The organism is Novosphingobium sp. KCTC 2891 (assembly GCF_025938155.1).
GTDB lineage: Bacteria > Pseudomonadota > Alphaproteobacteria > Sphingomonadales > Sphingomonadaceae > Novosphingobium.
Genome location: NZ_JAPCZG010000009.1, coordinates 22,690 through 48,312, shown reverse-complemented (window position 1 = coordinate 48,312; position 25,623 = coordinate 22,690). Strand labels below are relative to the sequence as shown.

At 64.4% G+C, this 25,623-nt stretch carries 23 protein-coding genes; 12 read left to right on the top strand and 11 right to left on the bottom strand.

The annotated features are described in order from the left end of the window. From OLX02_RS15890 to OLX02_RS15870, 5 genes are all read left to right on the top strand, one after another. Positions 1-4,239 carry a strawberry notch family protein gene (locus OLX02_RS15890; protein WP_264424453.1) on the top strand — a complete coding sequence of 1,413 codons (4,239 nt, stop codon included), beginning with the start codon at positions 1-3 and terminating at the stop codon, positions 4,237-4,239. Between the two features lie 283 nt (positions 4,240-4,522). After that, complete coding sequence (locus tag OLX02_RS15885; protein ID WP_319641258.1) at positions 4,523-5,059, top strand: sigma-70 family RNA polymerase sigma factor; 537 nt, start codon at positions 4,523-4,525, stop codon at positions 5,057-5,059. Continuing rightward, positions 5,056-6,027 (top strand): FecR family protein, encoded by a 972-nt coding sequence (locus tag OLX02_RS15880; protein WP_264424449.1) that lies wholly within the window; start codon positions 5,056-5,058, stop codon positions 6,025-6,027. Before OLX02_RS15885 ends, OLX02_RS15880 begins: the two co-directional genes overlap by 4 nt. 352 nt (positions 6,028-6,379) lie before the next feature. Further along, positions 6,380-9,316: a TonB-dependent receptor gene (locus tag OLX02_RS15875; RefSeq protein ID WP_264424447.1), complete on the top strand. Its 2,937-nt coding sequence runs from the start codon at positions 6,380-6,382 to the stop codon at positions 9,314-9,316. Beyond that, positions 9,310-11,388 carry an Atxe2 family lasso peptide isopeptidase gene (locus tag OLX02_RS15870; RefSeq protein WP_264424445.1) on the top strand — a complete coding sequence of 693 codons (2,079 nt, stop codon included), beginning with the start codon at positions 9,310-9,312 and terminating at the stop codon, positions 11,386-11,388. The genes OLX02_RS15875 and OLX02_RS15870 overlap by 7 nt, the downstream gene beginning before the upstream one ends. Here the strand turns inward: OLX02_RS15870 and OLX02_RS15865 are convergent. The 5 genes from OLX02_RS15865 to OLX02_RS15845 form a co-directional block, all read right to left on the bottom strand. After that, complete coding sequence (locus OLX02_RS15865; RefSeq protein WP_264424443.1) at positions 11,325-13,043, bottom strand: asparagine synthase C-terminal domain-containing protein; 1,719 nt, start codon at positions 13,041-13,043, stop codon at positions 11,325-11,327. The two genes, OLX02_RS15870 and OLX02_RS15865, sit on opposite strands and share 64 nt — an antisense overlap. Further along, on the bottom strand, positions 13,040-13,714 hold the full coding sequence (locus OLX02_RS15860) for a lasso peptide biosynthesis B2 protein (RefSeq protein ID WP_264424441.1): 675 nt from the start codon (positions 13,712-13,714) through the stop codon (positions 13,040-13,042). Before OLX02_RS15860 ends, OLX02_RS15865 begins: the two co-directional genes overlap by 4 nt. A 59-nt stretch (positions 13,715-13,773) precedes the next feature. Next, complete coding sequence (locus OLX02_RS15855) at positions 13,774-13,905, bottom strand: benenodin family lasso peptide (RefSeq protein ID WP_169495135.1); 132 nt, start codon at positions 13,903-13,905, stop codon at positions 13,774-13,776. 108 nt (positions 13,906-14,013) lie between these two features. Continuing rightward, on the bottom strand, positions 14,014-14,625 hold the full coding sequence (locus OLX02_RS15850; RefSeq protein ID WP_264424437.1) for a GntR family transcriptional regulator: 612 nt from the start codon (positions 14,623-14,625) through the stop codon (positions 14,014-14,016). Next, the gene (locus OLX02_RS15845) at positions 14,622-15,515 is read right to left on the bottom strand and encodes a phytanoyl-CoA dioxygenase family protein (RefSeq protein WP_264424434.1); all 894 of its coding nucleotides are present in this window, start codon (positions 15,513-15,515) and stop codon (positions 14,622-14,624) included. The genes OLX02_RS15850 and OLX02_RS15845 overlap by 4 nt, the downstream gene beginning before the upstream one ends. A 126-nt stretch (positions 15,516-15,641) precedes the next feature. On the opposite strand from OLX02_RS15845, the gene tnpA reads away from it, so the two are divergent. From tnpA to OLX02_RS15825, 4 genes are all read left to right on the top strand, one after another. Next, complete coding sequence (gene tnpA, locus OLX02_RS15840) at positions 15,642-15,986, top strand: IS66-like element accessory protein TnpA (protein ID WP_264424432.1); 345 nt, start codon at positions 15,642-15,644, stop codon at positions 15,984-15,986. Then, positions 15,983-16,324: an IS66 family insertion sequence element accessory protein TnpB gene (gene tnpB / locus OLX02_RS15835; protein ID WP_264424430.1), complete on the top strand. Its 342-nt coding sequence runs from the start codon at positions 15,983-15,985 to the stop codon at positions 16,322-16,324. Before tnpA ends, tnpB begins: the two co-directional genes overlap by 4 nt. A gap of 72 nt (positions 16,325-16,396) precedes the next feature. Next, complete coding sequence (tnpC, locus tag OLX02_RS15830) at positions 16,397-18,058, top strand: IS66 family transposase (protein ID WP_264424562.1); 1,662 nt, start codon at positions 16,397-16,399, stop codon at positions 18,056-18,058. Continuing rightward, positions 18,058-18,291 (top strand): hypothetical protein, encoded by a 234-nt coding sequence (locus OLX02_RS15825; RefSeq protein WP_264424428.1) that lies wholly within the window; start codon positions 18,058-18,060, stop codon positions 18,289-18,291. Before tnpC ends, OLX02_RS15825 begins: the two co-directional genes overlap by 1 nt. Here the strand turns inward: OLX02_RS15825 and OLX02_RS15820 are convergent. Further along, positions 18,268-18,915, bottom strand: coding sequence for an acyl-homoserine-lactone synthase (locus OLX02_RS15820; protein WP_264424426.1), 648 nt, complete (start codon positions 18,913-18,915; stop codon positions 18,268-18,270). The two genes, OLX02_RS15825 and OLX02_RS15820, sit on opposite strands and share 24 nt — an antisense overlap. Positions 18,916-18,974: 59 nt before the next feature. Then, positions 18,975-19,742: a LuxR family transcriptional regulator gene (locus OLX02_RS15815; RefSeq protein ID WP_264424424.1), complete on the bottom strand. Its 768-nt coding sequence runs from the start codon at positions 19,740-19,742 to the stop codon at positions 18,975-18,977. A 287-nt stretch (positions 19,743-20,029) separates the two neighbouring features. On the opposite strand from OLX02_RS15815, the gene OLX02_RS15810 reads away from it, so the two are divergent. The 3 genes from OLX02_RS15810 (at position 20,030) to OLX02_RS15800 (ending at position 22,487) form a co-directional block, all read left to right on the top strand. After that, positions 20,030-20,941, top strand: coding sequence for a HEPN domain-containing protein (locus OLX02_RS15810; protein WP_264424422.1), 912 nt, complete (start codon positions 20,030-20,032; stop codon positions 20,939-20,941). A gap of 136 nt (positions 20,942-21,077) precedes the next feature. Then, complete coding sequence (locus OLX02_RS15805) at positions 21,078-21,962, top strand: 3'-5' exonuclease (protein ID WP_264424420.1); 885 nt, start codon at positions 21,078-21,080, stop codon at positions 21,960-21,962. 33 nt (positions 21,963-21,995) lie between these two features. Beyond that, positions 21,996-22,487, top strand: coding sequence for a DUF1810 domain-containing protein (locus tag OLX02_RS15800; RefSeq protein WP_319641257.1), 492 nt, complete (start codon positions 21,996-21,998; stop codon positions 22,485-22,487). Between the two features lie 286 nt (positions 22,488-22,773). Here OLX02_RS15800 and OLX02_RS15795 read toward each other — a convergent pair whose 3' ends face one another. The 4 genes from OLX02_RS15795 to OLX02_RS15780 are packed head-to-tail and all read right to left on the bottom strand — an operon-like array spanning position 22,774 to position 25,587. Continuing rightward, complete coding sequence (locus OLX02_RS15795) at positions 22,774-24,132, bottom strand: hypothetical protein (RefSeq protein ID WP_264424416.1); 1,359 nt, start codon at positions 24,130-24,132, stop codon at positions 22,774-22,776. 9 nt (positions 24,133-24,141) lie between these two features. Continuing rightward, a complete protein-coding gene (locus OLX02_RS15790; RefSeq protein WP_264424414.1) occupies positions 24,142-24,660 on the bottom strand; it encodes a hypothetical protein in 519 nt (172 codons plus the stop codon). Further along, the gene (locus tag OLX02_RS15785) at positions 24,608-25,081 is read right to left on the bottom strand and encodes a hypothetical protein (protein WP_264424406.1); all 474 of its coding nucleotides are present in this window, start codon (positions 25,079-25,081) and stop codon (positions 24,608-24,610) included. Before OLX02_RS15785 ends, OLX02_RS15790 begins: the two co-directional genes overlap by 53 nt. After that, a complete protein-coding gene (locus OLX02_RS15780) occupies positions 25,078-25,587 on the bottom strand; it encodes a ubiquitin family protein (protein WP_264424404.1) in 510 nt (169 codons plus the stop codon). Before OLX02_RS15780 ends, OLX02_RS15785 begins: the two co-directional genes overlap by 4 nt. Positions 25,588-25,623: the final 36 nt, after the last annotated feature.

Genomic DNA, 25,623 nt, shown 5'->3' with positions numbered 1-25,623 from the left:
ATGTCCGGTTCCAGTCTTGCCCTTGCTTTCGATGTTCCTGCCGAGCCGCTGATGCTGGTCGCCGCCCGCGCGGTTGCCGCACGTCTCACCGCGATCCAGCGGGTTGATCGCGGCGTCCTCAATTCGATCATGGCGACGGCGTTCGGCGGCAGCGATGCCGAAGGGCGCTGGTCGGTGCGCGATGCCCATGCTGCGCTCGAACTGGGGCAGGTGCTGTGGCTGCGGGACAATCCGCGCCTTAGTGTCGCGTCGCTCCCGGTGGTCGTCGAGGGCCTGCTTGAGATCGCCGCGGGCCTGGTGCCAAACCAGACGGTGCGCAGCGAGGAGCAGATCGAACTCCAGCAGTTCGCAACACCGCCACGCCTCGCCTGGCTTGCCACGAGGGCTGCGGGGCTGAAGCAGACGGACTGCGTGCTTGAACCTTCGGCGGGCACGGGCATGTTGGCAGTCTGGGCCGCAAAGGCGGGTGCGCGCCTTGTGCTCAACGAAATCTCGCCGCTTCGGCGCGAGTGCCTTGGGTACATCTTCCCTGACGCCACGATCAGCGGGCACGATGGCGAACTGATCGACGATCTCCTCGATCCCGCGTTGTTGCCGTCGGTTGTGCTGATGAATCCGCCCTATTCACACGGGATCGAGCGCGGGCACGATGGCCAGACCGCGGCGCGCCATGTTCGCTCTGCATGGAAGCGACTGGCCTCCGGCGGGCGTCTGGTCGCGATCCTTCCTGAATGGTTCGACCTTCACCGTTTCATGCCGAGCCTCGAAATGGGCTCGATATTGCGGGCCAACCTTGGGATTGATCGCGCCTTTGTCCGGCATGGCACATCGATCGCGACGCGCCTTGTCGTGATCGACAAAGTCGCGGGGAAGGGCAGGCCCGTCATTGCCAGGACCGGTGATCTTGCCCGTCTTGCCGAACTGGTCGAGGCGATTGCCCCGCGCGAACGCGCGGAGCCGGACCGGACGATGCCGGGGCGAACGCCGCTGCGATTGCCGATCCTGTCCAAGGCCGGCCGGACGGCGATTGCCCCGCCACCGGCACGCACCGCGGGGAAGGCGGGGGCAGCGCCCTGCGCATTCGAAGCCTTGAATGAACCCGCCCCGATCGCGGAGCAGGTTGGTCATTATCTACCCTACAGGCCGAGCCGTATCCGGATCGACGGCGCGGTCGATCATCCGACGCCTCTGGTGGAATCAGTGGCGATGGGTTCGATCACCGCACCAATTCCGACCGAGGTTCCGCAGTTACCGGCAGGCCTGATCGAAAATGGAGGGCTTTCCGCAGCACAGGCCGAAACGCTGATCTACGCTGCGAGCGCCCATGCGCGCGATCTGCCGGGCAAGTTTCGCCCCGAGGACAAGGGCTGCGCACTCGTCTCCGATGCCGAGGGCGCGGCCTACCGCATGGGGTATTTTCTGGGCGATGGCACCGGTGCGGGGAAGGGCAGGCAGGTTGCAAGCGTCATCCTCGACCGCTGGCTAAGGGGCGAGCGCAGGCACATCTGGGTGTCGAAGAACGAGGCACTGCTCGAGGATGCGCGGCGGGACTGGACCGCATTGGGGGGCCTTCCCATCGACATCCAGCCTCTGGGCACATGGAAACTGGGCGCCCCGGTGGCGATGGGCGATGGTATTATCTTCGTCACCTATCCGACGCTGCGATCAGGCCGGAACGATGCGACGCGACTTGATCAGATTCTCGCGTGGGCGGGGGAAGATTTCTCCGGCGTGCTGGTCTTCGATGAAGCGCATGCCATGGCCAACGCGGCGGGTGGCGAAGGCTCGCGAGGCAAGGTCAAGGGATCGGAACAGGGCGTGGCCGGGGTTCGCCTGCAAAATCTCCTGCCGCGTGCCCGTGTGCTCTATGCCTCGGCCACCGGCGCTTCGGACGTCAACAACCTCGCCTACGCGACAAGGCTGGGTCTGTGGGGACCAGAAACCGCGTTCGCCAACCGCGAGGCTTTCGTCGCCGACATCCGCGAGGGCGGAATCGCGGCCATGGAACTCGTCGCGCGCGACCTGAAGGCACTGGGTCTCTACACCGCGCGCGCCCTTTCCTTCGCGGGCGTCGAGTACGAGATCCTCGAACATGCGCTGACGCCCGATCAGGTCGCCGTCTACGACGTCTATGCCGACGCCTGGGCGGTGATCCATGCGAACCTGCGCAAAGCCCTCGAAGCAACGCGCATTGTCGACAGCGACGGTGGGGGCACGCTCAACAGCGGTGCCAAGTCCGCTGCCCTGTCGATCTTTGAGGGGACCAAGCAGCGGTTCTTCGCGCAATTGCTCCTTTCCCTGAAGTTTCCCAGTCTGCTTCCGGCGATCGAGGCGGCGCTCTCTTCGGACCATGCCGTCGTCGTCCAACTCGTCTCGACCTCCGAGGCCATGCTCGATCGGCGGCTCGCCGACTTGTCCGATGCCGAGCGCGAAGCGCTCGAGATCGACCTGTCACCGCGCGAAGCGGTTGTGCTGTATCTTGAGAAGAGCTTCCCGGTCCGGCTGATGGCGGTGTTCACCCACGAGAACGGCAATCCCCGATCCGAGCCGATGATCGATGAACAGGGCAACCCCGTGCTGTGCCGGGCAGCGGTCGCGGCGCGCGACCGGATGATCGAGCAACTTTGTGCCCTCCCGCCGATCGCGCCGGCGCTCGATGCCATCATCGAGCGGTTCGGCGTTGATGCTGTCGCCGAAGTGACGGGGCGCGGCAGGCGTCTGATCATCGGCGCCGACGGGCGGCAAAAGCTCCAGTCGCGCAGTCCGCGCGCCAACCTTGTCGAGACCAGGGCCTTCATGGACGGCGACAAGCGTATCCTGGTCTTTTCCGACGCCGGGGGAACGGGCCGAAGCTACCACGCCGACCTTGCCGCGAAGAACCAGGCGCGGCGCGTGCACTTCCTGCTCGAACCGGGATGGCGTGCCGACGCGGCGATCCAGGGGCTGGGGCGAACCAATCGCACCAATCAGGCATCGGCCCCCTTGTTCCGCCCGGTCACGACCGACGTCCGCGGAGAGCGACGTTTCATCTCGACCATCGCCCGTCGCCTCGACAGCCTTGGCGCGCTGACGCGCGGCCAGCGTCAGACCGGCGGTCAGAACCTGTTCGATCCGGCAGACAACCTCGAGAGCTCCTACGCAAAGGAGGCGCTGCATCGCTGGTTCGGCCTGCTGTTCCAGGGCAAGCTCGACGCCGTGTCACTGGGTCGGTTCCAGGAGCTGACCGGTCTTTCCATCGAGAACCCGGATGGATCGCTCGCCGATGACCTTCCCCCGATCCAGCGCTGGCTCAACCGCATCCTGGCGCTGCCGATCGCCTTGCAGAACGCGATCTTTGATGAATTCCTGGGGCTGGTCGAAGCGCGGGTCGATGCCGCACGGGCAGCCGGAACGCTGGACCTCGGTGTCGAAACGATCGCGGTCGAACGCTACGAGATCGTCTCCGACACACTCTTGCGCACCGATACGATTTCAGGGGCGACAACCCATCTCCTCGAGCTTGAAATCGCGCGCGCCCTCAAACCACTGGCGTTCGAACGCTTGGCGGGGCTCCATGCTCCCGCTGATCCGCAGCACCGCCCGGTGCGCAATGCGCGGTCGGGCCGTATCGCACTTGTCGTGCCAGCACGCAGCCTGCTGACCGACGAAGGTGCGCGCATCGCCCGGTTCGAACTGATCCGGCCGCTCAAGCGCACCTGGATGAGCGCCGACGATCTTGCCGAGAGCAATTGGGAGCCGGTCGATCATGAGATCTTCCGCGAATGCTGGCAGGGCGAAGTCGACGAGGCCGGGGCATCGCTCAGGATTGAGCGGCTGCATCTCGCCACCGGCTTGCTGCTTCCGGTCTGGGACAAGTTGCCCTCCGACCATGTTCGCGTCTCGCGCATCGCGGCGCGTGACGGGCGCTCGCTGCTCGGCCGCGAGGTTCCGGCAGCGCATGTGCCCGCGCTGTGCCGTGCGCTTGGGCTGGGGGAGGGGGCACCCCTGGCGCCGCACGTGGTTGTCGAAGCCGTGCTTGCCACGGGCCGCGCGATGGAGGTCGCGAGTGTCGATCCGCTCACGCTCAAGCGCAGCCTCGTCAATGGCGCCCAGCGGCTCGAACTCACCGGATGGTCGGTCGCCCGGCTCGACTGGTACAAGGCGCAAGGCTGCTTTACCGAGATCATCCGCTTTCAGACTCGCCTTTTTGTACCGCTTGAAACCGCTTTGGACGTGGTTTCGGCGATCACACGCGGTTGAGCGGCTTGTCACGGTCATCTTTCTGACATAGATTTCAAGTGCGTAGCCGGACATCGGTGGCGCCGAGGCCTGAGAACCTCGCTTGAGAGATTTCTTCGTTCTGCTGCGAACCGCAGCCGGATTGCCGGTGCGTATGTCCAAGCCCTTTGGGGCCAAAGGTGTCGGCGCGTGCGCTTCAAGCACGTTCTCAGAATCCGGTTGTTCGCCGGAGCGCCTCGTCTGTGAGGGGCTCCGGCATTTTGATGACGCGGACTATTGATCTGGCCAACAGGCGGCGCCTGCGATGAGCGAGGCTCCATTCCCCGTGCTTGTCCAACTTGACGCGATATCGGCGTCGCTGATCGATGAGATGTATCGGGCCGAGCGCCCGTCGCTTTTGCGGCGGATTGCGCGGCGCACCGGCCTCGATACTGCCGAGGACATGATGCAACAGGTCTTCGTCCGCCTCGCCGGGCGAGGCAGTGCCGTCGAGGAGATCGAGGCGCCTGCAGCGTTCCTTGCCGAAGCGGCACGCAATGCAGCCCGCGATCAGGCGCGCACCGCTCACCGACAGCACGCCGATAGCCATGTTCCACTCCACGAAGTCGAAATCGCCGGGAGCGACCCCGTCCGTCATCTCGAAGCGCGCGATCGCTTGCGGCGGCTTGAACGAGCGCTCGATCGTCTCAAGCCCATGACTAGGAATGTCTTTCTTGCCCGCCGGCTCGATGGCTATAGCTATGTCGAGATTGCCGAACGGACGGGGTTGAGCGTGCGCGCCGTGGAAAAGCAGATGAGCCGGGCGATCCAGCAACTGGCAAAGCACATGCGCGAGCCATGAACAGCGCGGGCAAGGATACGATCCCGGACTCGATCCGGGAGCAAGCAGCCCAATGGCTGGCACGGCACGAAGGTGACGAGCTTGGCAAGAGCGACCCGGCGTTCACGGCCTGGCTGGCGCGCGATCTTCGGCATCGCCTGGCCTATGCGGAGGCCGAGCGGACGTGGCGCGAAAGCCTGCTGCTCGTAAATAGCCCGATGGGCCAGGCGCGGACTTTGCCACGCGCACCGCTCTATATGCGCCGCAGCACGCATATCGTCGCCGCGACTTGCGCAGTCCTGCTTGTTGTCGGAACGCTGTCGGTACGGTTCGTTGCCGGCAATCCCGTGGTGAACATTGGAGCCGCAGTCGAGGCACGGTCCTATCATACGGGGCCTGGTGAAACACGCACCTGGCGGCTTGCAGATGGCACGGGACTGACTCTCATCGGAGAAGGCCGTGCCGAGACCCGGTTTGACGCGAGCACGCGGCGGATCGAACTCCGGGCGGGCCATGCGCGGGTCGAGGTGGCACCTGGCGATCATCGGGTCATGGCGGTGGGCGCAGGAACTGCGAATGTCCGAACACGTGATGCCGAACTTGAAGTCCGCGTAACCGAAAACGCTGGACGGATCGATGTGCGAAGCGGTCAAGCCGATGCTGTCGATCGCGACGGGACCACGCACTTGCTCTCGGCGGGGCAGGGCGTTGATACTGCGGAGAAGGTCTCGGGCTCGGCGGATGCAGGAACAGTGCAGCGAGGTCAGCAGCTCTCCTCCAGGCGCGACATGACGGTGGGCGAGGCAATTGCGCTCCTCAATCAGCGTAATTCCATCCAGCTTCACCTCGGTGCGCCAGCGGTGGCGGCGCAGCGCTTGAGCGGCGCTTTCCGTCTCGACGATCCTGACAGCTTTGCCCGCACCCTTGCGCTGCTCAACGATCTCGACGTCGTGCGGGCGACCGGCACCATCGAACTCAGGCGTCACTGACAGCCTTGGACTACCCAGAACGGCTGCGGGCCCTTTGCCCTGTAAACGTCGGTCGGCGTTCGGCTTGATTGTCGGCGTGCGGATGGGGCGGACCATCCGGCATCGATCCACCGTTCGGATTGCAGTGATTTGCAGGGAGCGGAGGGGAGGGGGAACCGCGCAAGTGCGCTGGGCTGAGGATTTGCCTTGTCCCCTGATTTCCGGCTCCGACGAGCCGGCCGCGTCCCGCGCGCTTCGCTAGCGCCACGCACGCCTCACCGACTTCTTTTCAAAAATATCTGTCGGGTGTTCGCGCCGCACGGCGTCTCCACGGCCATGAGCGCCCTTTCGAGGCGCCAGGGAGGTACGAACCATGACGTCCATCACCCATTTCCGTTCGATCGCTGCTGCGCTGCTGGCAGCAGCTGTGCTTGTGGCGCCGCAGGCGGCGATCGCGCGCGACGGCCGCCGCATTCCTCTTGATCTGCCGGCACAGCCACTGGCCGATGCCTTGCGCAGCCTTGCCCTTGCATCGGGCCAGACCGTGCTGGCCGATACGCAAGTCGTGGGCTCGCGCCTTGCTCCTTCCGTGCGCGGCACGTTCACGGTTGGCGAGGCCCTGACACTGTTGCTGGCAGGGTCTGACTTGCAGAGCGTCGAGGTCGGTGATGCCTACGCGGTCAGGCCGGTCCCGGCGCGTCTGCCGGGGGAGGGGAGTGGAGCGAGCACCCCGGAGATCCTGGTCACCGGCACCCGCATTCGCGGGTCTGCGCCTGCCGGCGCACAGGTGATCGCGATCGACCGCAAGGACATTGAGCAAAGTGGCCTTGCCACGACCCAGGAGGTCATGGCCGCGATCCCGCAGAACTTCGGCGGCGGCGCCAATGAGGGCACGGTCGGCTTCACCACGCGCAACAATGCCGGCGGCAACATCGGCTACGGCGCGAGCGTCAACCTGCGCGGCCTCGGGACGACTTCGACGCTGACGCTCGTGGAAGGCAACCGGCTCGCGCTGGGCGGGGGAGGGGGCACCTTCGTCGATCTCTCGCTGATCCCGACGAGCGCGATCGAGCGGATCGAAGTGCTCGCTGACGGGGCCTCTGCAATTTACGGCTCGGACGCGGTTGCCGGCGTGGTCAATGTCAGGCTCCGCCGTAATTTCGAGGGCGCGGAAACCAGCCTGCGCACAGGGATCGCGGATGGCTTCACCGAATTCCAGACGAGCCAGATCGTCGGCAAGAAGTGGTCCACTGGCCGAATCATGGGGTCTTACGAATACTACGATCGCACGCGCCTTGGATCGGAGGACCGCGCTTATGCGACCGAAGATCTGCGCCGCTTTGGTGGCCCCGATTATCGCCAGGCTTATGCCAACCCGGGCACGATCACGGCGGCTGACGGCAGCGTCTATGGCATTCCGAAGGGGCAGGATGGCACGCATCTGTCAGGGTCTGACCTGATCCGCGGCGTCACCAACCTTGGCGATGGCCGTAGCCAAACCGATCTCCTGCCCGCAACCCGCCGCCATGCCGGCGTCATTGCCTTCGAGCAGGAAATCACCCCCGCGGTCACGCTGCGCGTCCAGGGCTTTGCCGCCGATCGCCAGTCGTCTCAGCGCTACTTCGCGCTCAATTCGCCGGTCACGGTCACGTCTGCGAACCCATTCTACGTCGATCCGATCGGCACCAGTCAGCCGGTCAGCGTCACCTACGACTTCCGGAAGGATCTCGGCGCGCCGCTCAACAGGGCGCACGTTACCAACTGGGCGACCTCGGCCTCGCTCGAAGCGCGGTTCGGGCAGTGGCGCGGCGAGGTCTATGGCAGCTACGGCCAGCAGCACGAACAGCTGGATTCACTCAATGAGGTCAACAATGCTCGCCTGGCGGCCGCGCTTGCGGACAGCAATCCGGCGACAGCCTTCAACGTGTTCGGCGATGGCTCGCACACCGACGCCTCGACGATCGACAAGGTGCGCGGCTCTGCGACGCAACGCGATCGCTCGCGCCAGACCACGGCAGGGTTGAAGTTCGACGGGCCACTGTTCGCGCTGCCGGGTGGTGCTCTACGGCTTGCCGTCGGCTCCGAATACCGGGCCGAAGCCTTCGGTTCCGCCTATGTCTACGACGATTTCAGCCTCAGCCCGATCTCGGGTGGCGATACCGGCTACCCGCTCTCGCGACATGTCGTTGCGGGCTATGCCGAACTCATGGCGCCGCTGGTCGGACCGGAGCAGGGCATTTCCGGGATCCACCGGCTCGAGCTCTCGGTGGCGGGCCGCATTGAGCACTATTCCGATTTCGGGACGACGACGAATCCGAAAGTTGGCGTGACGTGGGAACCTGTCGGAGGGCTGGCCCTGCGCGGCGCGTACGGCACGTCGTTCCACGCGCCAGGCTTCTTCGATGTGCGTCAGGGACCAGGGCTCAGCCAGGTCGTGCCGCTGCCGGTATCCGATCCGACATCGCCTGGCGGATCGAGCAATGTCGTCGCGCTGTTCGGCAACAATCCTGCGATCGGACCGGAACGAGCGCGCACGTTGACGGCCGGTATCGATCTCCGGCCGAAGGCCGTGCCCGGCCTTGCATTGAGCATGACCTGGTTCGACGTCTCCTACCGCGACCGCATCTTCAACCCGGCGGTCGATGCCTTCACGTTCCTCACCCAGCGTGACCGCTACGCCTCGCTGATCACCGCGAACCCATCGACGGCAACGCTGGCCGCGCTCTATGCCGATCCGAACTTTGCGAACCCGTTCGGCATTCCCGCCTCGGCGATTGCCTATGTGATCGATGCCCGCAACGCGAACCTTGCGCGCAACCACCTCGACGGGATCGACTTTGATCTTGGCTACCACAAGCCGCTTCGCGGCGGCGCCTTCGAGATCGGTGCGTCGGGAACCTGGCTGTTTCACCTGACGCAGCAATTTACCGCGACATCGCCCGTGGTCGAAGCGCTTGGCACGATCGGCAACCCAGTGCGCTATCGCGTCCGTGGTCGCGCATCGCTTCAGCTTGGTAGTGTCGGGTTTGCAGGTTTCGTCAACCACACCGCCGGCTACGCCAACACTGCGGTCAGTCCGGTCGAACATGTTGCCAGCTGGACGACCGTTGATGTCCAGTTGAGCAAGACCTTTGGCGAGGTCGATGGCCCGATGCGCGGGACCCGGTTGTCGCTCAGCGTGACGAACCTGTTTGACCGCGATCCGCCCTACGTCAACAATCGCACGCCCTATTCGGCATCGGGCTTCGATCCCGAACAGGCGAGCGCGGCCGGTCGGGTTATTGCTCTCCAGCTGGTAAAGGCATGGTGATGCGCAAGGCTTCAGCTCCCCTTGCGCTCGCCCTGCTGGTTCTGGCTCCGGTTGCGGCAAAGGCCGCGGCCGGGGCCGGGATTCGCTCCGAGATCGAGATGACCCGCATCGATAGCCCGTCGATTTCGCCGGATGGGCGCCTTGTCGTCTGGCGTGAAGCGCGCGCCTCGATCGACCGGAACGCATATGACATTGCCTGGTTCGTCGCGCCCGCAGACGGTTCCAAACCGCCACGGCGGTTTGCTGACGCGGGTGAACCAACCTTGCTCAATGGTACGATGCTGGCGCGCGCGCCGATCTGGACCTCGGATTCGCGCGCGATCCTGTTCCGCAAGCTTGCGAAGGGTGAAGCGCAGGTCTGGCGTGCAGAGGTCGATGGCAACGACGTGCGCGAACTGACCCACGAGGACGGGAACGTCACCGACGTGGCGGCGCTCGAGAACGGGCACAAGATTGCCGTTGCAGTCGGCCAATCACGTGCGGCCATTACTCTCGCCGAGGACGAAGAGAAGGACAGGGGGACCCTGATCGATGCGAGCGTTGATCCACAGCGACCGCTTTATCGGGGCGACTGGATCGACGGGCGCTGGGCGACAGGTCGTTTGCGCGGGGCTTGGTTCGAGCAAGGGGGTATTTTGCCCAAGCAGGCGCCACACCTTGAGATCCTCGATCCCCAATCCGGTATACTGCGCAATGCCAGCGGGCAAGAGCAGCAGCTCTACGCGCAACCGATCAAGGGCTTCGATAAGCTAGGCGGCGAATTTGTTATGGTTCGCGCAGAGTCGGGCGATGATCGCGGCAATGTCCTTCTGCTTGGCAAAGGGGAGGACTATCGCCTTGTCCTCGCCGCGCCCGATGGGAAGGAAGTCGCGCGGTGTACCGATGCGTTGTGCAATCCGTCGAAGGTGCGATCGATCAGCTGGATCGGGCACCGCAATGAAGTGATGCTCGAGGTTCGCCAGACACCCAACAATTCCTCGCTGATCGTCTGGAATCTTACCGACGGATCCATGCGCCAACTGGTGGCTGGCGAAGGTCTGCTTGAAGGGGGCGCAGATCTTGGTGATCCCTGCGCGGCGCACGAAGTCGTGATCGCCTGCGTTGCGGCCAGTGCGAATGTTCCACCGCACCTCGTACTGGTCGATCCGCAAAGCGGTGCCCTGCGGACCCTTGCTTCCCCCAATCCTGAATTGCCATCGAGTGAGCCCCATTTTGCGCCGCTGAATTGGGTCGATGCCAAGGGGCGACCCTTTGCAGGGTTCATTGCTCTGCCGCCTGGGCACATCGGGCCTGTGCCCTTGTTCATCACCTACTATTCCTGCGCGGGCTATCTGCGCGGCGGGCTTGGCGACGAATTCCCGTTGAGAGCGCTCGCGGCACATGGGATCGCGGCGATGTGCATCAATCGCTCTGCTGGCTTTGTCGGTGGGGGCCGCAACACCGAGGCTTATGCGGTAGCTGAAGCCGGCATCGGAACGATCATTGACAAGCTGACGTCCGAGGGCACCATCGATCCTGCGCGCGTGGGCGTCGGCGGGGTCAGCTTCGGCGGCGAGGTTGCCGCGTGGCTCGCCATCCACACCCGCCGGCTCCGGGCGCTGTCGGTGGCGAACGTCATGCTGACCCCGGCCTATTATTGGTACAATGCGGTCGACGGGCGCGATGTCGCTGGTGTGTTGCGCAGTTCATGGGGGATCGGAGATCCCGATCATGACCGCAAAGGATGGCGGCGGATATCGCCGGCGTTCAACGCGGACCGGATCTCGGCGCCATTTCTCATGCAGGTGCCCGAGCAGGAATATCGGTCCAATGTCGAGCTGCTGTCCCGATTGCAGCGCGCCGGCAAGCCCGCCGAACTCTGGGCATTCCCCCAGGAAATGCACATCAAGTGGCAGCCTCGCCACCAGCTTGCTGCCAATGAACGCAACCTCGACTGGTTCCGATTCTGGCTGGCCGGCGAGGTGGATCCCGATCGCGCCAAGGCCGCGCAATACGTCCGCTGGCGAGGCTATGGCTCGTCGAGCCAGGCGCGTACCCAGGCTTCGGTGTCGATCAAGGGGAAGAGCAGATAAGTGTCGGCATCGCCGCGACGAGGTTGCCGCGCGAGTGCAGCCTCGAGCCTCTGCCGGTCGAGTAGCCCGCTGCGCGACACGTGTCCCTCGAGCAGGAACGGCTGCAGCGCGTTGCGATTGCGGGCCAGCATCGCAATGGCATAGCTGTCGAGTCCCCCCTTGGTGCGTCGGTCGAGCACGCTTGCAGGAAGAAAGCCGCTGTACGCGGTTCGGGCGACCGCGCGATCGCGCCCCTGCTCGATCCATAGCCACGAAGGGATGCGCAGCGCGGTTTCGACCACGGGCTGGCTCAGCAGCGGGAAGCGCGAGGGCGCCAGTGCGTGACGCCCGTACCCCTCGACATGGGCAAGCGCTGCGAGGATCGCGCGAACATGGCTGCGCTTGCCGGGCAGCACATCGGCCGGTTCCGCGAGCCAGGGATGGACAGGTGCGATGGTGGGTAGAGCGTCTTGCGCCAGAAAGCCGGTGGTCCGCGGCCATTGAGACTGCGCCGTGCGCTCGCGTGCCTGTCGCCAGGCCATTTTCGCGACGTCCCACACGCTGGCGTGGTGGATCCGCGCCAGAGCATCGACCGCAGACCACGCCGCGCGGCTGATGCCTAACCGGCGCAACACGTCGGCGGCAGGCGCGGCCGAGGCGGGCGAGCAGAACACGCAATCGCCGCCTGCACCGCTGACGAAGGCGCCGATGGTCTCGGCGCGCGCTTTCTCGGCCAGCAGGTCGTCGGCGAGCGACAGCGTCCTCGGCAAGCCGGGTCGCGCGCTTCGCATGCTGGCGGGGCGGGCGAGATTGACCGCCCCGGTCACGGCTACTTCGTCGAGCAGCAGCCCCGTGGCGATCGAGACTGCGCGGGCATAGATCCGTTCGTCGCCCTCGCGCTCATCGGTCACGAGCGTGGCGGCCCGTGCGTTGGCTTTGTGGCCTGCGAGCGCAGCAGCGAGGATCGAAGAGTCTACTCCCCCCGACAGTTCAAGAAGGCAGAGAACGTCGCGCGGGATCAATCCTGCAACCGCGCGCTCGACGCTAGCGCGCAGGTCCTGTCGTGCCCTTAGCGGGTCGCCTATCTCGCGGCTCTGCGCGGTCCAGGTCCAGGGCGACCACACTTGGCGGCGATGCCAGGCCCCGTTCGGCCCTTGTTCCAGGCTTTCCCCGCCGAGCAACTCCTCGATTCCGGCAAGGCCCGTCTCGGTGGTCTGCAGATGTTGGAACGCGAGATGTCGCCCCACGAACTCCCAGGCAAGCGCGGGCTTTTCACCCGTAACGGCCAGGATAAGGTCCGGATGTGAGCCGATGATTTCGGTGCCGTTTGCGCTTCTGCGGTAGGCAGGAAGATGTCCCAGCGGCGCGCGCATTACCCAGTGGGGTTTGCCATCGGTGCCAAGGCCCAGAGCTAAATAGTTGCCCCAGGATTCGGTTATGAGCTCATCGGGCGTCTCGCATTGCGCGAGCAGGGCCGGGGTGGCATCGGACATCTGTCCGATCACCACTAATGACGGATGCTGCACGACGCCAAGGCCCGGTGCTGCAAACAGGGTAAGGTCCTTACCGAAGTCCCGGCGTTGAAGGCCGAATCCGGGCAGCTGTGCCCCGGCGCGCGACAGCAGGGCAGGGGGGCGATCTGCACCGATCACCAGAAGATAGCGTTCGGAATTCACAGCGCCAGGATCGGTTGGAAGCGCAGCACGCGCTCGAGCGGGTCAGTCAGCACCACCTCGCCGATCTGTGCCCAGCAATGCGCTTCGAACGGGTGGCACTTCACGCCGAACACGAGCCGCACATCGTGGCCATGCCGCCTTGCGCGTCGCGTGAAAGCCAGCGCATCGGGCAGGCAACAGGGGCGGAAAGGCGCCAGCCGTCGTCCCATGTCGAAGTCGCGGGCCAGCTCGCCGATCTCTTTTGCGGAACGCCGTTGTCTGGCGTTCCGCAGCGCACGCAACACACGCTCAAGCGGCCATCGCCGGAGATCCAGCCTGCTCGCGGCACAGTCGAGGACGACGCCCAGATCGTGGCGGGTAGCCGCCCGAAATGGCGCGCCACCTTCAAGCACGCTCGACGTCGGGAGCGGGATGCTTCGAGGATCCAGATATGGCGCATCGGATTGTAACCGGTCGGCAATGAAGCCGGCACGATGCAAAGCCGCGAGCCCGGCATGGTCCGGGCCAACCGGGCGCGAATTGGCGATCTCCAGCAGCGCGACCGCCGCTTCGCCGCCGACTTTTCGGTAGCGATCGCACGGTACATCAAGAACGATGACGGAATCCTCGCACCGGGCAACGCCGATCCCGTCGGCTAGCCGGAAGGTGGGGGGAGGGGGCGGCGATGCCATCGGCGTATCCCTGAACCCGGCAACAGGCGCGCTTGTGACCAAACGCGCCTGCCGAAGGCTTATTCGGAGTCCAGGCCCAGCGGGCGGGCGATCACCCCGAATTCGAGCTGGTTGCCTGGCGCGCCGAGCGTTTCGGTGCTGGCGGCGCCGAGGTCTTCGACGTCTTCGATCAGTTCGATCTTGCGTTCCATTGCTTTCACTCCATCACTTGCGCCGCACGATCGCGGCAAAGTTCAGGCTACGAAGCCGGTCTTCCGATCCGAATTTTATACCGCGGTGATATGCCGATTGTTGGCGCCTCACGCGCTCCCGCGTAGCCTGTAGGCCGCGCGCACCAGTTTCGCTGCGGCGCCGATCCTGCGATGATACCAGGCCCGCCACATTCGGCGCAGCGCGGCGCGATCAGCCTGGTCCAGCACCTGTTCGATGTGTGCGAGTTCGCCGGGCGCATTCTCGATCACTTTTTCCTCGAGGGTACGCACGGAATGGAGCCGTGCGCCGAGCCGGGCGAGGGCGCGAGCGTGTTCACTATTGCCCGATCCTTCGGCCACTGTCCGGACAGCACCGGCCACACGCTCGGCATAAGTGAGTTGCTGGCGGTTGGCGGTTGGCGATGCCGGGATCAGCTGGGCTTCCTTCAGTGCGAGGCGCAGGATCTGTGCTTCCCAGGCGAACATGTCCCGCAAGCCCGGCTCATCGAGCGGCGGCAGATGGAAGCCACCCGCCCGGCGGGATTCGACAAGGCCTTCACCGGTAAGCGTGTTCAGCGCATCGCGCACCGGCGTTACGCTGGCCGACAGTTGCTCGGCCAGCAGCGCCGCGTCGAGACGATCGCCCGGGCAAAACCCATGATTGAGAATAAGCGAGCGCAAGGCCTCGTATACCCTGCCGGCAGTTGGCCCGGCATTCATGCAGCCTCCCGTCCGCCCGCGGTAAAGGCATCGGCCGCCGCCATCTGGTCGGGGCGCAGCGCATCGATTGCGCCCAGCGGACTGCCGTCATAATCTCCCAGCAGTACCGAGGGACACTGTCCCTCGAAATTGCCGAGGTTGGGCCGGTGCTGGCGATATCCCACCAGGGCGGCAAGCTCCGGGTCGAAGTGCCGCGCGACTTCTGGTGGATAGGCCAGCCACTGGTTCTCGTAAGGTTTGAGCCACCCGAGCGAATAGCCGATGACGATGCCTCGCCGCACCATCTCGCTGCAGTTGGCGCCTGCGCCATGGAGCGTGGAGCCAAGGAACAGCAAGGCTGCGCCCGGCGCCATCTCACCGATCGTCTCCAGGCCGTCGGCTCCGGCACCGGCTTCGAGCGCCCGGGCCCCGTGGCTGCCAGACCAGAGCCGGGTAGCACCATTCTCTGCCGTAAACGGTGTGAGTGGCCACATCACGTTGACGAGGTACTCGATCTCGCCGACAGGCCCGCGCCACATGTCCTGGTCGCGATGCGGGAACTGCGCCGGCGCGCCCGGATGCACTGCAATCGCCTGCGTGGTGTTCAGCTGGATGCGGTCGCACCAGGGCGAGAGTACCTGCTCGACGATCGACAGGATCAGCCGATGACAGACGAGGGCGCGGGCATGCGGCGAACGGATCAGAAGTCGCCCGAACCGTTTGGTAGTGCGGCCGTAGAACGAGCCTATGCCGAACGGCGTGTCGGCGAACGGTTGTGCCAGATCCTTGTCCAGCGTGCGAACCATCCGGGGCGGAAGCGCGCCGCGGACGATCGTGAAGCCGCGCGTCGTCAGCTCGTGGACATGACGCTCGACCTGAGCCGTGGCGATCGCGGAAGAGAGAGCATTCATGGAGTGTCGCTCCTTTACGCAGCAAGGCTGGCAGGAATGCTCGTATCCATCCGGCGGCTCCCGCCTTGCCGTGAAGTAGGCGACCGCTCTTAAGGGTGCTCTCGAGAGCGCACTCAGGAGCGGTGGATGCGGCAGATCACGGTGATGCACGGGCCAGAGCGCCGACGTCGTTGGAGTGATGAAGATCGCCTGCGGATTCTGGCCGAAGCCTTTGCGCCGGGCGCGTGCGTGGCAGACGTGGCGCGGTTGCACGACATTTCGACGGCGCGGATCTACACATGGCGGGCCAAATTGCGGCAGCAGGTTGCAGTGCCCCAGTTCGCCGAAGCGGTGGTGGATGGCCCGAAGCCATGCAATCCCGCGTCGTCGTCACCGGTCATCGTGGTGGAATTGGGCAGCAAAGGTCAGGTCAGCATTTTTGCCGCGGCATCGCCAGACTTGGCAGCGGCCACGCTGAAAGCCTTGCGATGATCCCAGCGGGCGCGCGGGTGTGGATCGCGATGGGGCATACCGACATGCGTAAGGGCATGCAGGGCCTCGCACTTCTGGTGCAGCAAAGCCTGAGCCGCGATCCCCATGGCGGTGATCTTTTCGTGTTTCGCGGACGGGCCGGGGCGCTGATCAAGATCATCTGGCACGACGGTATCGGCATGTCGCTTTATGCCAAGCGTTTGGAGAAAGGGCGCTTCATCTGGCCTTCAGCAAAGGACGGCATGGTGTCGCTGACGGCTGCCCAACTGGCCTGCCTGCTGGAAGGCATTGACTGGCGTAACCCACAGCATTCGTGGCGCCCGGAGAGTGCCGGATAGGTCTGCATTTTTGGCGGTTTTCTGTGAATTTTTCGCTTCAAGATTGGCGAATTATGTGATTCCATCATGGCCATGGACACGGTCGTTTCGCCTCTGCCGAATGACATTGAAGCGCTGAAGGCGCTGGTTCTGGAAGCAACCTGGCAGGCCGACGCTGCCACGCAGCGCGCGATAGAAGCCGAAGCCCGGTTGGCCAATGCCCAGGCACAGGCCAGTGCCACCGAAGCCCTGATCGCGCATTTCAAGCTGCAGATCGCTAAGTTGCGGCGTGATCAATACGGTCCCAGCGCAGAGCGCACCCGGCGCCTGCTCGACCAGATGGAACTTCAGCTTGAAGATCTGGAAGCTGACGCCACCGAGGACAATCTAACGGCAACGGCGGAGAAGGCCTCCACTGTCGCAGCCTTCGAACGCAAGCGTCCCGTCAGGAAGCCGTTCCCCGAACATCTGCCGCGCGAGCGCGTGGTCATCCCGGCACCATGCTCCTGCCCAGCCTGCGGTGGCGTGCGTCTGTCCAAGCTGGGCGAGGACGTGACCGAGACACTGGAGGTGATCCCGCGCGCGTGGAAGGTCATCCAGACGGTGCGCGAGAAATTCTCGTGCCGGGACTGCGAGAAGATCACGCAACCGCCGGCACCGTTCCATGTTGTGCCGCGTGGTTGGGCGGGTCCCAGCTTCCTCGCCATGCTGCTGTTCGAGAAGTATGGGCAGCACCAGCCCCTCAACCGCCAGGCTGAACGCTTTGCGCGCGAGGGGGTGCCGCTCAGCACCTCGACGCTCGCCGATCAGGTCGGGGCTGCAGCGTTTGCACTGATGCCACTTTATCGGTTGATCGAGGCGCATGTGCTGGCGGCCCAGCGGTTGCACGGTGACGATACCACCGTGCCGGTGATGGCCAAGAGCAAGACCGTCACGGCACGATTGTGGGTCTATGTGCGCGATGATCGGCCCTTTGCTGGCGATGACCCACCCGCTGCGCTGTTCCACTATTCACGCGACCGGCGCGGCGAGCACCCAAGGGCGCATCTGGCGTCGTGGTCGGGGATTCTGCAGGCCGATGCCTATGGCGGATACGGCGAGCTTTATGCCGCTGGCCGTCAACCTGCACCCGTGCTGGAAGCGGGTTGCTTTGCCCACGCGCGGCGCAAATTCTTCGAGCTGGCCGATGTTGAGGGCGCTGCCCGCAAGAAGAGCCGTGGTGAGCGTTCGGGCCAGATTTATCCGATCGCGCTGGAAGCCGTGCAGAAACTCGATGCGCTGTTCGACATCGAGCGCGGCATCAACGGCAAATCCCCAAGCGACCGCCTAGCCATCCGGCAGGAGCTTAGCGCGCCGTTGATGACCGAGCTGCGTGATTGGTTGACCGCCCAACTGGCAAGGCTGTCGCGCAACCATGACCTGGCCAAGGCCATCAACTACATGGTGCGCCGATGGGACGCCTTCACCCGTTTCCTCGACGACGGCCGGGTCTGCCTGACGAACAACGCTGCGGAACGGGCGTTGCGCTGTGTGCCACTGGGCAGGAAAGCTTGGCTGTTCTGCGGGTCCGACCGCGGCGGTCAGCGCGCGGCGGTCCTCTACACGCTGATCCAGTCCGCCCGTCTCAACGACATCGACCCACAAGCTTGGTTGGCTGACGTCCTCGCTCGCATCGCCGCCCACCCTGCACAGCGCCTCAGCGAACTGCTCCCCTGGAACTGGACACCAACGTCTCAGGTCGCAAAGGTTGCCTGATGGCAGCTCCCTCCATGGTGTTTACCGCCCGTTATGCAGCAAGCCGATTGGGCATCGACATTGATGTCATCGAGGAACTGGCCGAACAAATGGCGCCAGAAGATGGCTGCCTGAGCGTTGTCGACAGCTTCGACGAGATGGCGGAATCCGTAACCGCGTTCACCCGGCAAGGCCTCCAATATCTCGACGGCCTCCTCGACCAGCGCCGGTCAGAGTTCATGAAAGACACCTGACGCCGCTGCGGCCTTCGGCGGATGGATACGAATGCTCGGAAGTCCGGTCGCGCGGATTCCGCCGGCGAAAAGGCGAGCAGGTGTGTCTGCATCGATCAGGATGCGCACTGCGGCGAGCCGCTCACCCTTCATCTGGCCAAGTGGTCCGAGCGGGCGGCAATCCCATCCGAAATCCACGATCTGGCGCAGCCATCCCAGCTCAGCGACGGCGCAGTACTGGGCAATGCCGTTAGCCAGCGCGTAGTCGACGAGCGCCAACACCAGCGCATCGCGCGCCTGGCGGCGCTCTGCAGCGCGCAGGCGACGATCGAGGCAGAACCGCGTGATCTCCAGGATGTCCGGAGCCGAGGGAACCGGGCCATCGCACAATTTGCGGAACAGGCCGGACAGAATGCCCTCCCTCGTGGTCGGCAGCAGACGCGCTGAAGCGAGGTGATTGCCGTCGGGGTCCGTCAGCACGAGGTAACGGGCGTGGACGTTGTCGAACTGGTCGATTTCGTATTGTCCGTCGAGGACCGGCACGTCCCATTTGAGCAGATCGACGAAAACCGATTTGCGGGCCGCAAACATGGCGCGCATTACTGTTGCGTCCGGCTCGCTGCCGGGCGTGAGGATGTTCAGCATGAGGGTGCTCCTGGACCGCTGTGGTCAGGTGCACGATCACGCCAGACGGGGTGCTCCGGCTATGCCGGGAAAGGGGTATAGACCCACGGACCGACGTCGTGGATCGTGATGATTCGCTCGCTCACGGCGCAAAAGGCGAGCGCAACGCGTTTGGTGACGCCATAGCGATCACAGGCGAGGCGAATGTGGCGCGCGACCGTTTCTTCGGAAATGCCGAGAATTTTGGAGATCTCCCAGTCGGTCTTGCCGCGGGCCGCCCACAGCACACAGTCGCGCTGGCGATCGGTCAGTGTCGGGCGCTGGACGTCCCCTGAAAAGCCGCGGGGCAACCACAATCGGCGAGCGACCTCGAATGCCTTGGTGCCGAGGACCTGAGCGAGCGGCAAAACATCGCTCACCGCTACTTGTCCAAGCGAATTGACGAACGTGCAGGAACCGCAGGCTTCGCCGGGGACGTTGACAGGAATCGTATAGCCGTCGTGGAAGCCCTGGTTGCGCCCTGCCTCGAGAATAGCGAGATCCGCCCGGTTGAGCGGTATGAGAGTGCGCATCCTGGACCACTGAAAGCCAAAGGCGGTTACCTGGCTCGCGCGATGGACCGGGTCCGATAGGGACAAGGTCTGGCTGTCATAGTGCTCGGCCCAGCGCTCGGGATAATTGTGCAACCTGATGGCGCCATTGCCGGCCTTCAAAAGGTCGACATGGTGGGTCAGGGCAAAATACTGGAACCCCAGAACTCTGCACACCTCGCTCATGACGCCGCCAAGTTCGTCGCGGCTTCCCACACCTTCAACAAGATCGAGTAGCGTTTTAGCCGAGACCTGCATGGACGCCTGGCATAGCCACGATCGCACAGGAGCATCTTCAACTGCCGTGGTTCCTGACGATCGTCCTTTCCGTGTCTGCTGGACGGCCCCTGCGGTTCCCAGACCTCCGAAATCGCCCAAGTGTTGCTGGATTATTTCTAACACACCTCGATTATGCTGCAATGCAAGATGTTGCTGATTTGGTGAGGATTTGATTGCCCTGCGGCAGTTGTGCAACGCATCCCCCAGTCGTCCCTCTCGCGCATTTTCACTTGGCAGAAGCGTGCAAACCGGCGAGTCTGGCCCTCATGCGCTCGACGATTGACCACTTGCCCGAAACCAAGGCCAGGGAACTGGCCTACGTGGTCGAGGTCATTCGTTCCGGCTTCGAGGCCGCCACCGCGCGCCGCACGCAGGAGCGCTTTCGTGGAGGCAAGCTCCTCAAGATCATCCTGTTCGGCAGCTATGCCCGCGGCGACTGGGTGGAGGATCCGGTCGGGCGCTACTTCTCGGACTACGATCTGCTCGTCGTCGTGGACCGCGAGGAGCTGACCGACGTGGCCGAGTTCTGGGACAAGACCGAAAGCCGGCTGTTGTCCGATCTGACCGTCGGTACGATCCTGCGGACCCCGGTGAGCCTGATCTACCATGCGCTCGACGATGTGAACGACAAGCTTCGGCTTGGCCGCTACTTCTTCATGGACATCCTCAAGGACGGTATCGTCCTCTTCGAGGAACCAGGCCACGCGTTCGTCGAACCGCTGCCGTTGTCGCGGGAGCAGGCGTTGAAGGAAACTCAGGACTATTTTGATGATTGGTTCGAGAGTGCATCGACGTTCTTTCGCACTAGCGGCCTGGTTTCTGAAATGGGGCGACCCAAGGAAGCCATTTTTCTCCTTCATCAGGCTGTCGAGCGCTTCTATCATTGCATATTCTTGGTTCGCACATTGTGGTCGCCTAAATCGCACAACCTAAACAGGCTGCGGGACCTGGCCGAAGAGATGGAGCCAAGCCTGAAAGCGGTTTGGCCGCGCGCAACGCGCGCCGAGCGGCGCTGCTATTCGCTGCTACGCGATGCTTACATCAAGGCGCGATATTCCTCCTCGTATCACATCACGAACGACGAACTTGCCTGGATCGCAACCCGTGTCGCGGTCCTGGAGGACGCTGTCCGTGCGGCGTGCGAAGCTCGTATCGAGGATCTGGAGAAGGCCGCCTGACGCGCCCTCGGGTTGCGCCGATTCTTGGCTGGTTCCCTGCCTACAACATTGCGCGCAGCTTTGACCGTCCCTGGCCGAACCTTTGTCCGATGCTGGCAGCTGCTGCCCGCGCCCTTTTCAACGATCGAGCAAGCCCATGTCCTCCACAGATCATGACACCTTCGAGCGCGCCGCGCGGTTCCTGGAATCCAGTGGGGATTACCGTGTCCTGCGCAAGCTGAGGCCCGTAACGGGTTTTCATGCGCCGATCCCCGGTGCCGAATATCGCGTCGGTGTGGCGATCGATGTCGAAACCACAGGTCTCGATTGTTCAACCGACAGGATCATCGAGCTGGCCGTTCAGCGCTTCCGCTACGATCTGGCAGGGCGCATCGTAGAGGTGGGGCAACCTCGCGTCTGGCGCGAAGATCCCGAGCGTGCATTGGATCCTGTCATCACCCGACTGACCGGGCTGACGGACGACATGCTCAAGGGACAGGCCATTGATGACGAGGTGGCGCTGGAGATTCTCGCGTCGGCAGACCTCATCGTTGCTCACAATGCCGGTTTTGATCGTCCGTTTGTCGACAAGCGCCTGCCTGGCGTTGCGGGCAAGGCGTGGGCCTGTTCACTGGCAGAGCCAGACTGGCTGGACCTCGGGTTCGACGGGCGAGCTCTTGCCCATCTCGTGTCGCAGTGCGGTTGGTTCTACGAGGGCCACAGGGCCGAGGTCGATATTCTCGCGCTCATCTATCTGCTCGCGCACGACTTGCCCGACGGGCGTACCGTCATGTCACACCTGATGGCCGCGTCCGAAAGGCCGAGCTTCACGGTCAATGCGGTTGATGCACCGTTCGACAGCAAGGACCGCCTGAAGGCGCGGGGATATCGCTGGAATTCGGTTCTCCGTTGCTGGTCCAGGGATATTCCCGAGGTCGAGCGCGATGCGGAGGAGGCCTGGTTGAAGGCGGATGTCTATGTCGGGCATGGAGCACCGGCATTTTTGGCAGTATCAGCGTGCGACCGGTACAAGGCGCCGTGATGCGATCGGGTGATGTTGGACGGGCACATAACAGTGAACTACGATCTGGAGCGCTTTGTCGACGCGCAGCGCGATACCTACCAGGCCGCTCTCAGCGAAATCAGAAAGGGTCGAAAACAGACTCATTGGATCTGGTACATTTTCCCGCAAGTGGGCGGGTTAGGTCGAAGTGGAATGGCGCAACGCTTCGCCATCCGTTCGCTGGAAGAGGCCCAGGCGTACCTCGCTCATCCTGTCCTTGGCAGCCGTCTCCAGGAATGCGTCACTGCACTGCAGGATTTGCCGATGTCTGACCCGGTGGCGGTGTTTGGCGCGCTCGACGCCGTGAAGGTGCGATCATCGCTGACATTGCTTGCCGAGGCGGATCCGGAGCAGCGGTTATTCTCGGCCGCGCTGGACCGTTGGTACAAAGGTGCGAGAGACCCACGCACGCTGAATATCCTAGCCGCTGCAACGGCTATCGGCCGTGCCGTCGAAGACGTTGGCGATGACGCCCGACCGCACTCGAAGTCGCGGCCTCGATAAGTGAATGGTATTCGGTGACAGGCCATTGCCTTGGTTCGGAACTATGTAAAATCTGATTGGAACGCAGGCTATTCAGAGCCGATTATGGCTCTCGAACGACCATGGTTGGGACGGTCCGGAAGGTCACTTAAGAGACGTCGATTGGCGCAAGCTGCCCTTTGTTCATTCGGCGTGAAACTGGCAGATGGACGCCTAGGGTGGCGGACGTTGAGGTCTGACAGGATTTCCTGCGCTAGTCGCCACAGCGGTCCTTCATCCACCCCGGCCTGCCCGGCGCCCAATAAGCTTAACTGGCGTTCGTAAAGCCGGGGTTGAGCCTTTTAAAACCGTCCCCATGCAGCACTATCGAGCGGTGATCGACGCCGAGCAAATCGAGATCAATCAGACGGTGAACAGGACCGCCATGCAGCAGGCGCAGGATCTCCGAAAGCGCCAAGGCTGCGGCGACGGCTCCCACAAACGGTGCGCCCACGGCCTTGCCGGCGAGTAGCGTCATGCCGCAGCGATCTAGGACGCCTTCATTGATCAGGTTGGCATAGGCGGGCCGGTCCTCGACCTTTTCTCCGGCCGCCGCAGCCTTCCACATGTCGGCGGTCGGACGAGCCCCGGGAAGAGTGTGCAGGCGCATGGTTCGAAAATCACGATGGCCTCGGCCAAGGCCCGCTTCCACGATCATGTCGAAGCCGACCTGATCGAGCGCCCTGCGCCCTGCCGCGTTGTCGAGGCCGCACAGGGCGACCGCCGGCTCGTCCGGGCGACGCCTGAAATCAGCGTCGAACAGCCGTTCCTGGATCGAGGCCTGAAACCCGCGGCGCTCTGCCCAGGCCGCCATCGCGCGGGTCTTCTTCACCCCGATCAGGGTTGCGTCGGTCAGAATGGAGGTGCTCTCGGTCGAGGCCGTGATCGCATCGACATCCTGCAGCACCAGCATAACGTCGGCAGGCGCCGCGAAAGGTAAGAGGCCGAGCGCCCAGAGATAGGCCTGGCCCAGGTGCCCAAGGCCGATCAACCAGAGCTGTGACGGCAGAAAGGTCAGCGCGGGTTCGGACGGATCCGCGGCGAGCCAGTCGACATCCCGAGATGGCCGCCACAAGGACAGTCCGACCGCGCTGCGTCCAGCCGCCTTCGCGCCGTTGACGTGCAGGAAAGCTTCGTTGATCGCCAGCGCCGCCGCCAGCATTCCGGCCAAAGGGTTTGCGGGTCCGGCCTCGGGCGTGAGGTCGGCATGGGCCGGAACGATGCCGCCGCGCCAGCCTGCCGCCGCGGTGCGAATGGCGAAGCCGTCTCGACGCCCCAGCCTCGGCCCGATGACCACCATCGGCGCGCCCGAGCCGCCGCCAATCTCGCCCCCCAGCGCCTTGACAGCGTCGCCGAGCGTCGGCCCCAGTGGCAGAAGGGTGCTGACCGGAATTTCGAGAGCCCCGACGACGGTGACGCCGCCTAGAAACACGCGCCGCCCAAGTGCCACGGCTGTCAGCAGCGTCGCCTGTTCGACCGGATCGGCTGGATCGTCGGGCATGAAGGTGATGGCGAGGCGAAAGCCCTGGAACAAGGCCTCGGCCTCGGCGACGGTCGCGGCGGCGCCGCTGTCGATCGCCTGCTTGACCAGGCGGTGCAGTGAGTCTGCGGAGACGATGGCAGTCATGGCGTTTCCTTAGAAACCGATGTGGAAGAAGGCGGCGCGGTCGTCGCGGCCCACGGCCGCCCAGCGCTTGCCGCCCAGGTAGCGGTAGATGCCGATCGAGGCGCGGGGCTGCGGCGGGGCGGCGAAGTTCGGAAGGATCAGCGCCAGGTGACCGGCGCGCGAGATCATCGGATGGTCGCGATCGAATTCGCTCTGACCGGCTCCGGCCGGATGGACATGGATGTCGGCGACCACGCTCAGCGCGCGCTCCTTGCAGATCGCCCAGAGCGCGCCGAAGTGACGCCCATCGAAACGCACGATCCCGGTGTCGAGACAGTGCGGATCGAGATCGTCATAGAGGACGAAGTCGACGATCCGGCGCCGGCCGTTTTCCTGCCGCCCAAGCAGAAAGGCGCCGCTCTCGCGGCTGGCGCCGCGGCCACGCTGGCGGAGCGCGCGAAGCAGGCGCCACCAGGTCCACCAGGAACAGGACAGTTCATGCCGCGGCGCGAAGCGGCGGCGAATAATCGCGGCAATTGAGAAGTTCATGGACCAGCTCCAGATATTGGACGACCCCGTCGGCGGGACGCCAAATTTTCGAGGGCATCTCGTGACGCCAGTTCTCGTGACCGGCGAAGGACTCGCGGTCGCACGGCAGATACAGCGCGCTGCCGCTTTTCCAGTCGGTGCGGAAAACCGCCGAGACACGGCCACCCTGACCCCGCGGCCAGAGGTCGAACGGCAGGATCTGGTCGGTCGCCATGTCCCAGGGACCGCCGGTCGGCAGCGCCTGCGGAAAGCCAGCGCAGTTCAGGCGCAGCACAAACTCACGGCGGTCCTTGGCGGTGACGCCGATGAAGGCGTGGGGCCAGCGGGTCTCGACCAGCCGCCAGCGGCCTTCGACTTGGCCGAGGCGGAACGTGGCGCGGGCCACGTCCGCCTCGAAGGCGCGCTGATCGGGCCCGATCACCACCGATCCTCGCTCGCGCCGTTGACGCGCTCGTCAGCGACCAGGTCGAAGGCGAGCCCGCAGGTCTTGCGGTTCGCCAGCACGCCGATGTGGGTGCCGGGCGCCGGCCGCTCGTGGGTACCGGCGATCTGGAGGACGTGCTCGCCGGCCTCCTCGTCGGTCATCCCGAACTTGCGCTCGGCCGCCCACCGCTTGACGCGCGCGACGGTCGCGCTGGGCGCGAACTTCCGGTCGATCGTCTCACCGTTGTAGGTGACCGCCGCCGTGATGTGGCGGCAGCGGTGGAGGTGCAGCTTCAGACCCTTGCCGGTGGCGCGGTCCTTCACCGTCTGGGTGTCGTCGAGCGGGTCGTCCTCGTCCTCGGCGAACAGCAGCGCATCGGCCGCGCCGCCGTGCTTGGCGATGAGGCGGGCCTTGAGGTCGGCGAAGGTGGTGTCGGGCTCGATTTCGAGGTGCTCGATCTCGGCAACGCCTTCGCCCTGGTAGAACAGGTCGATGGTCTTCATGGGTTAACACTCCAGGATCGAAGTGTGAGGCCCAAT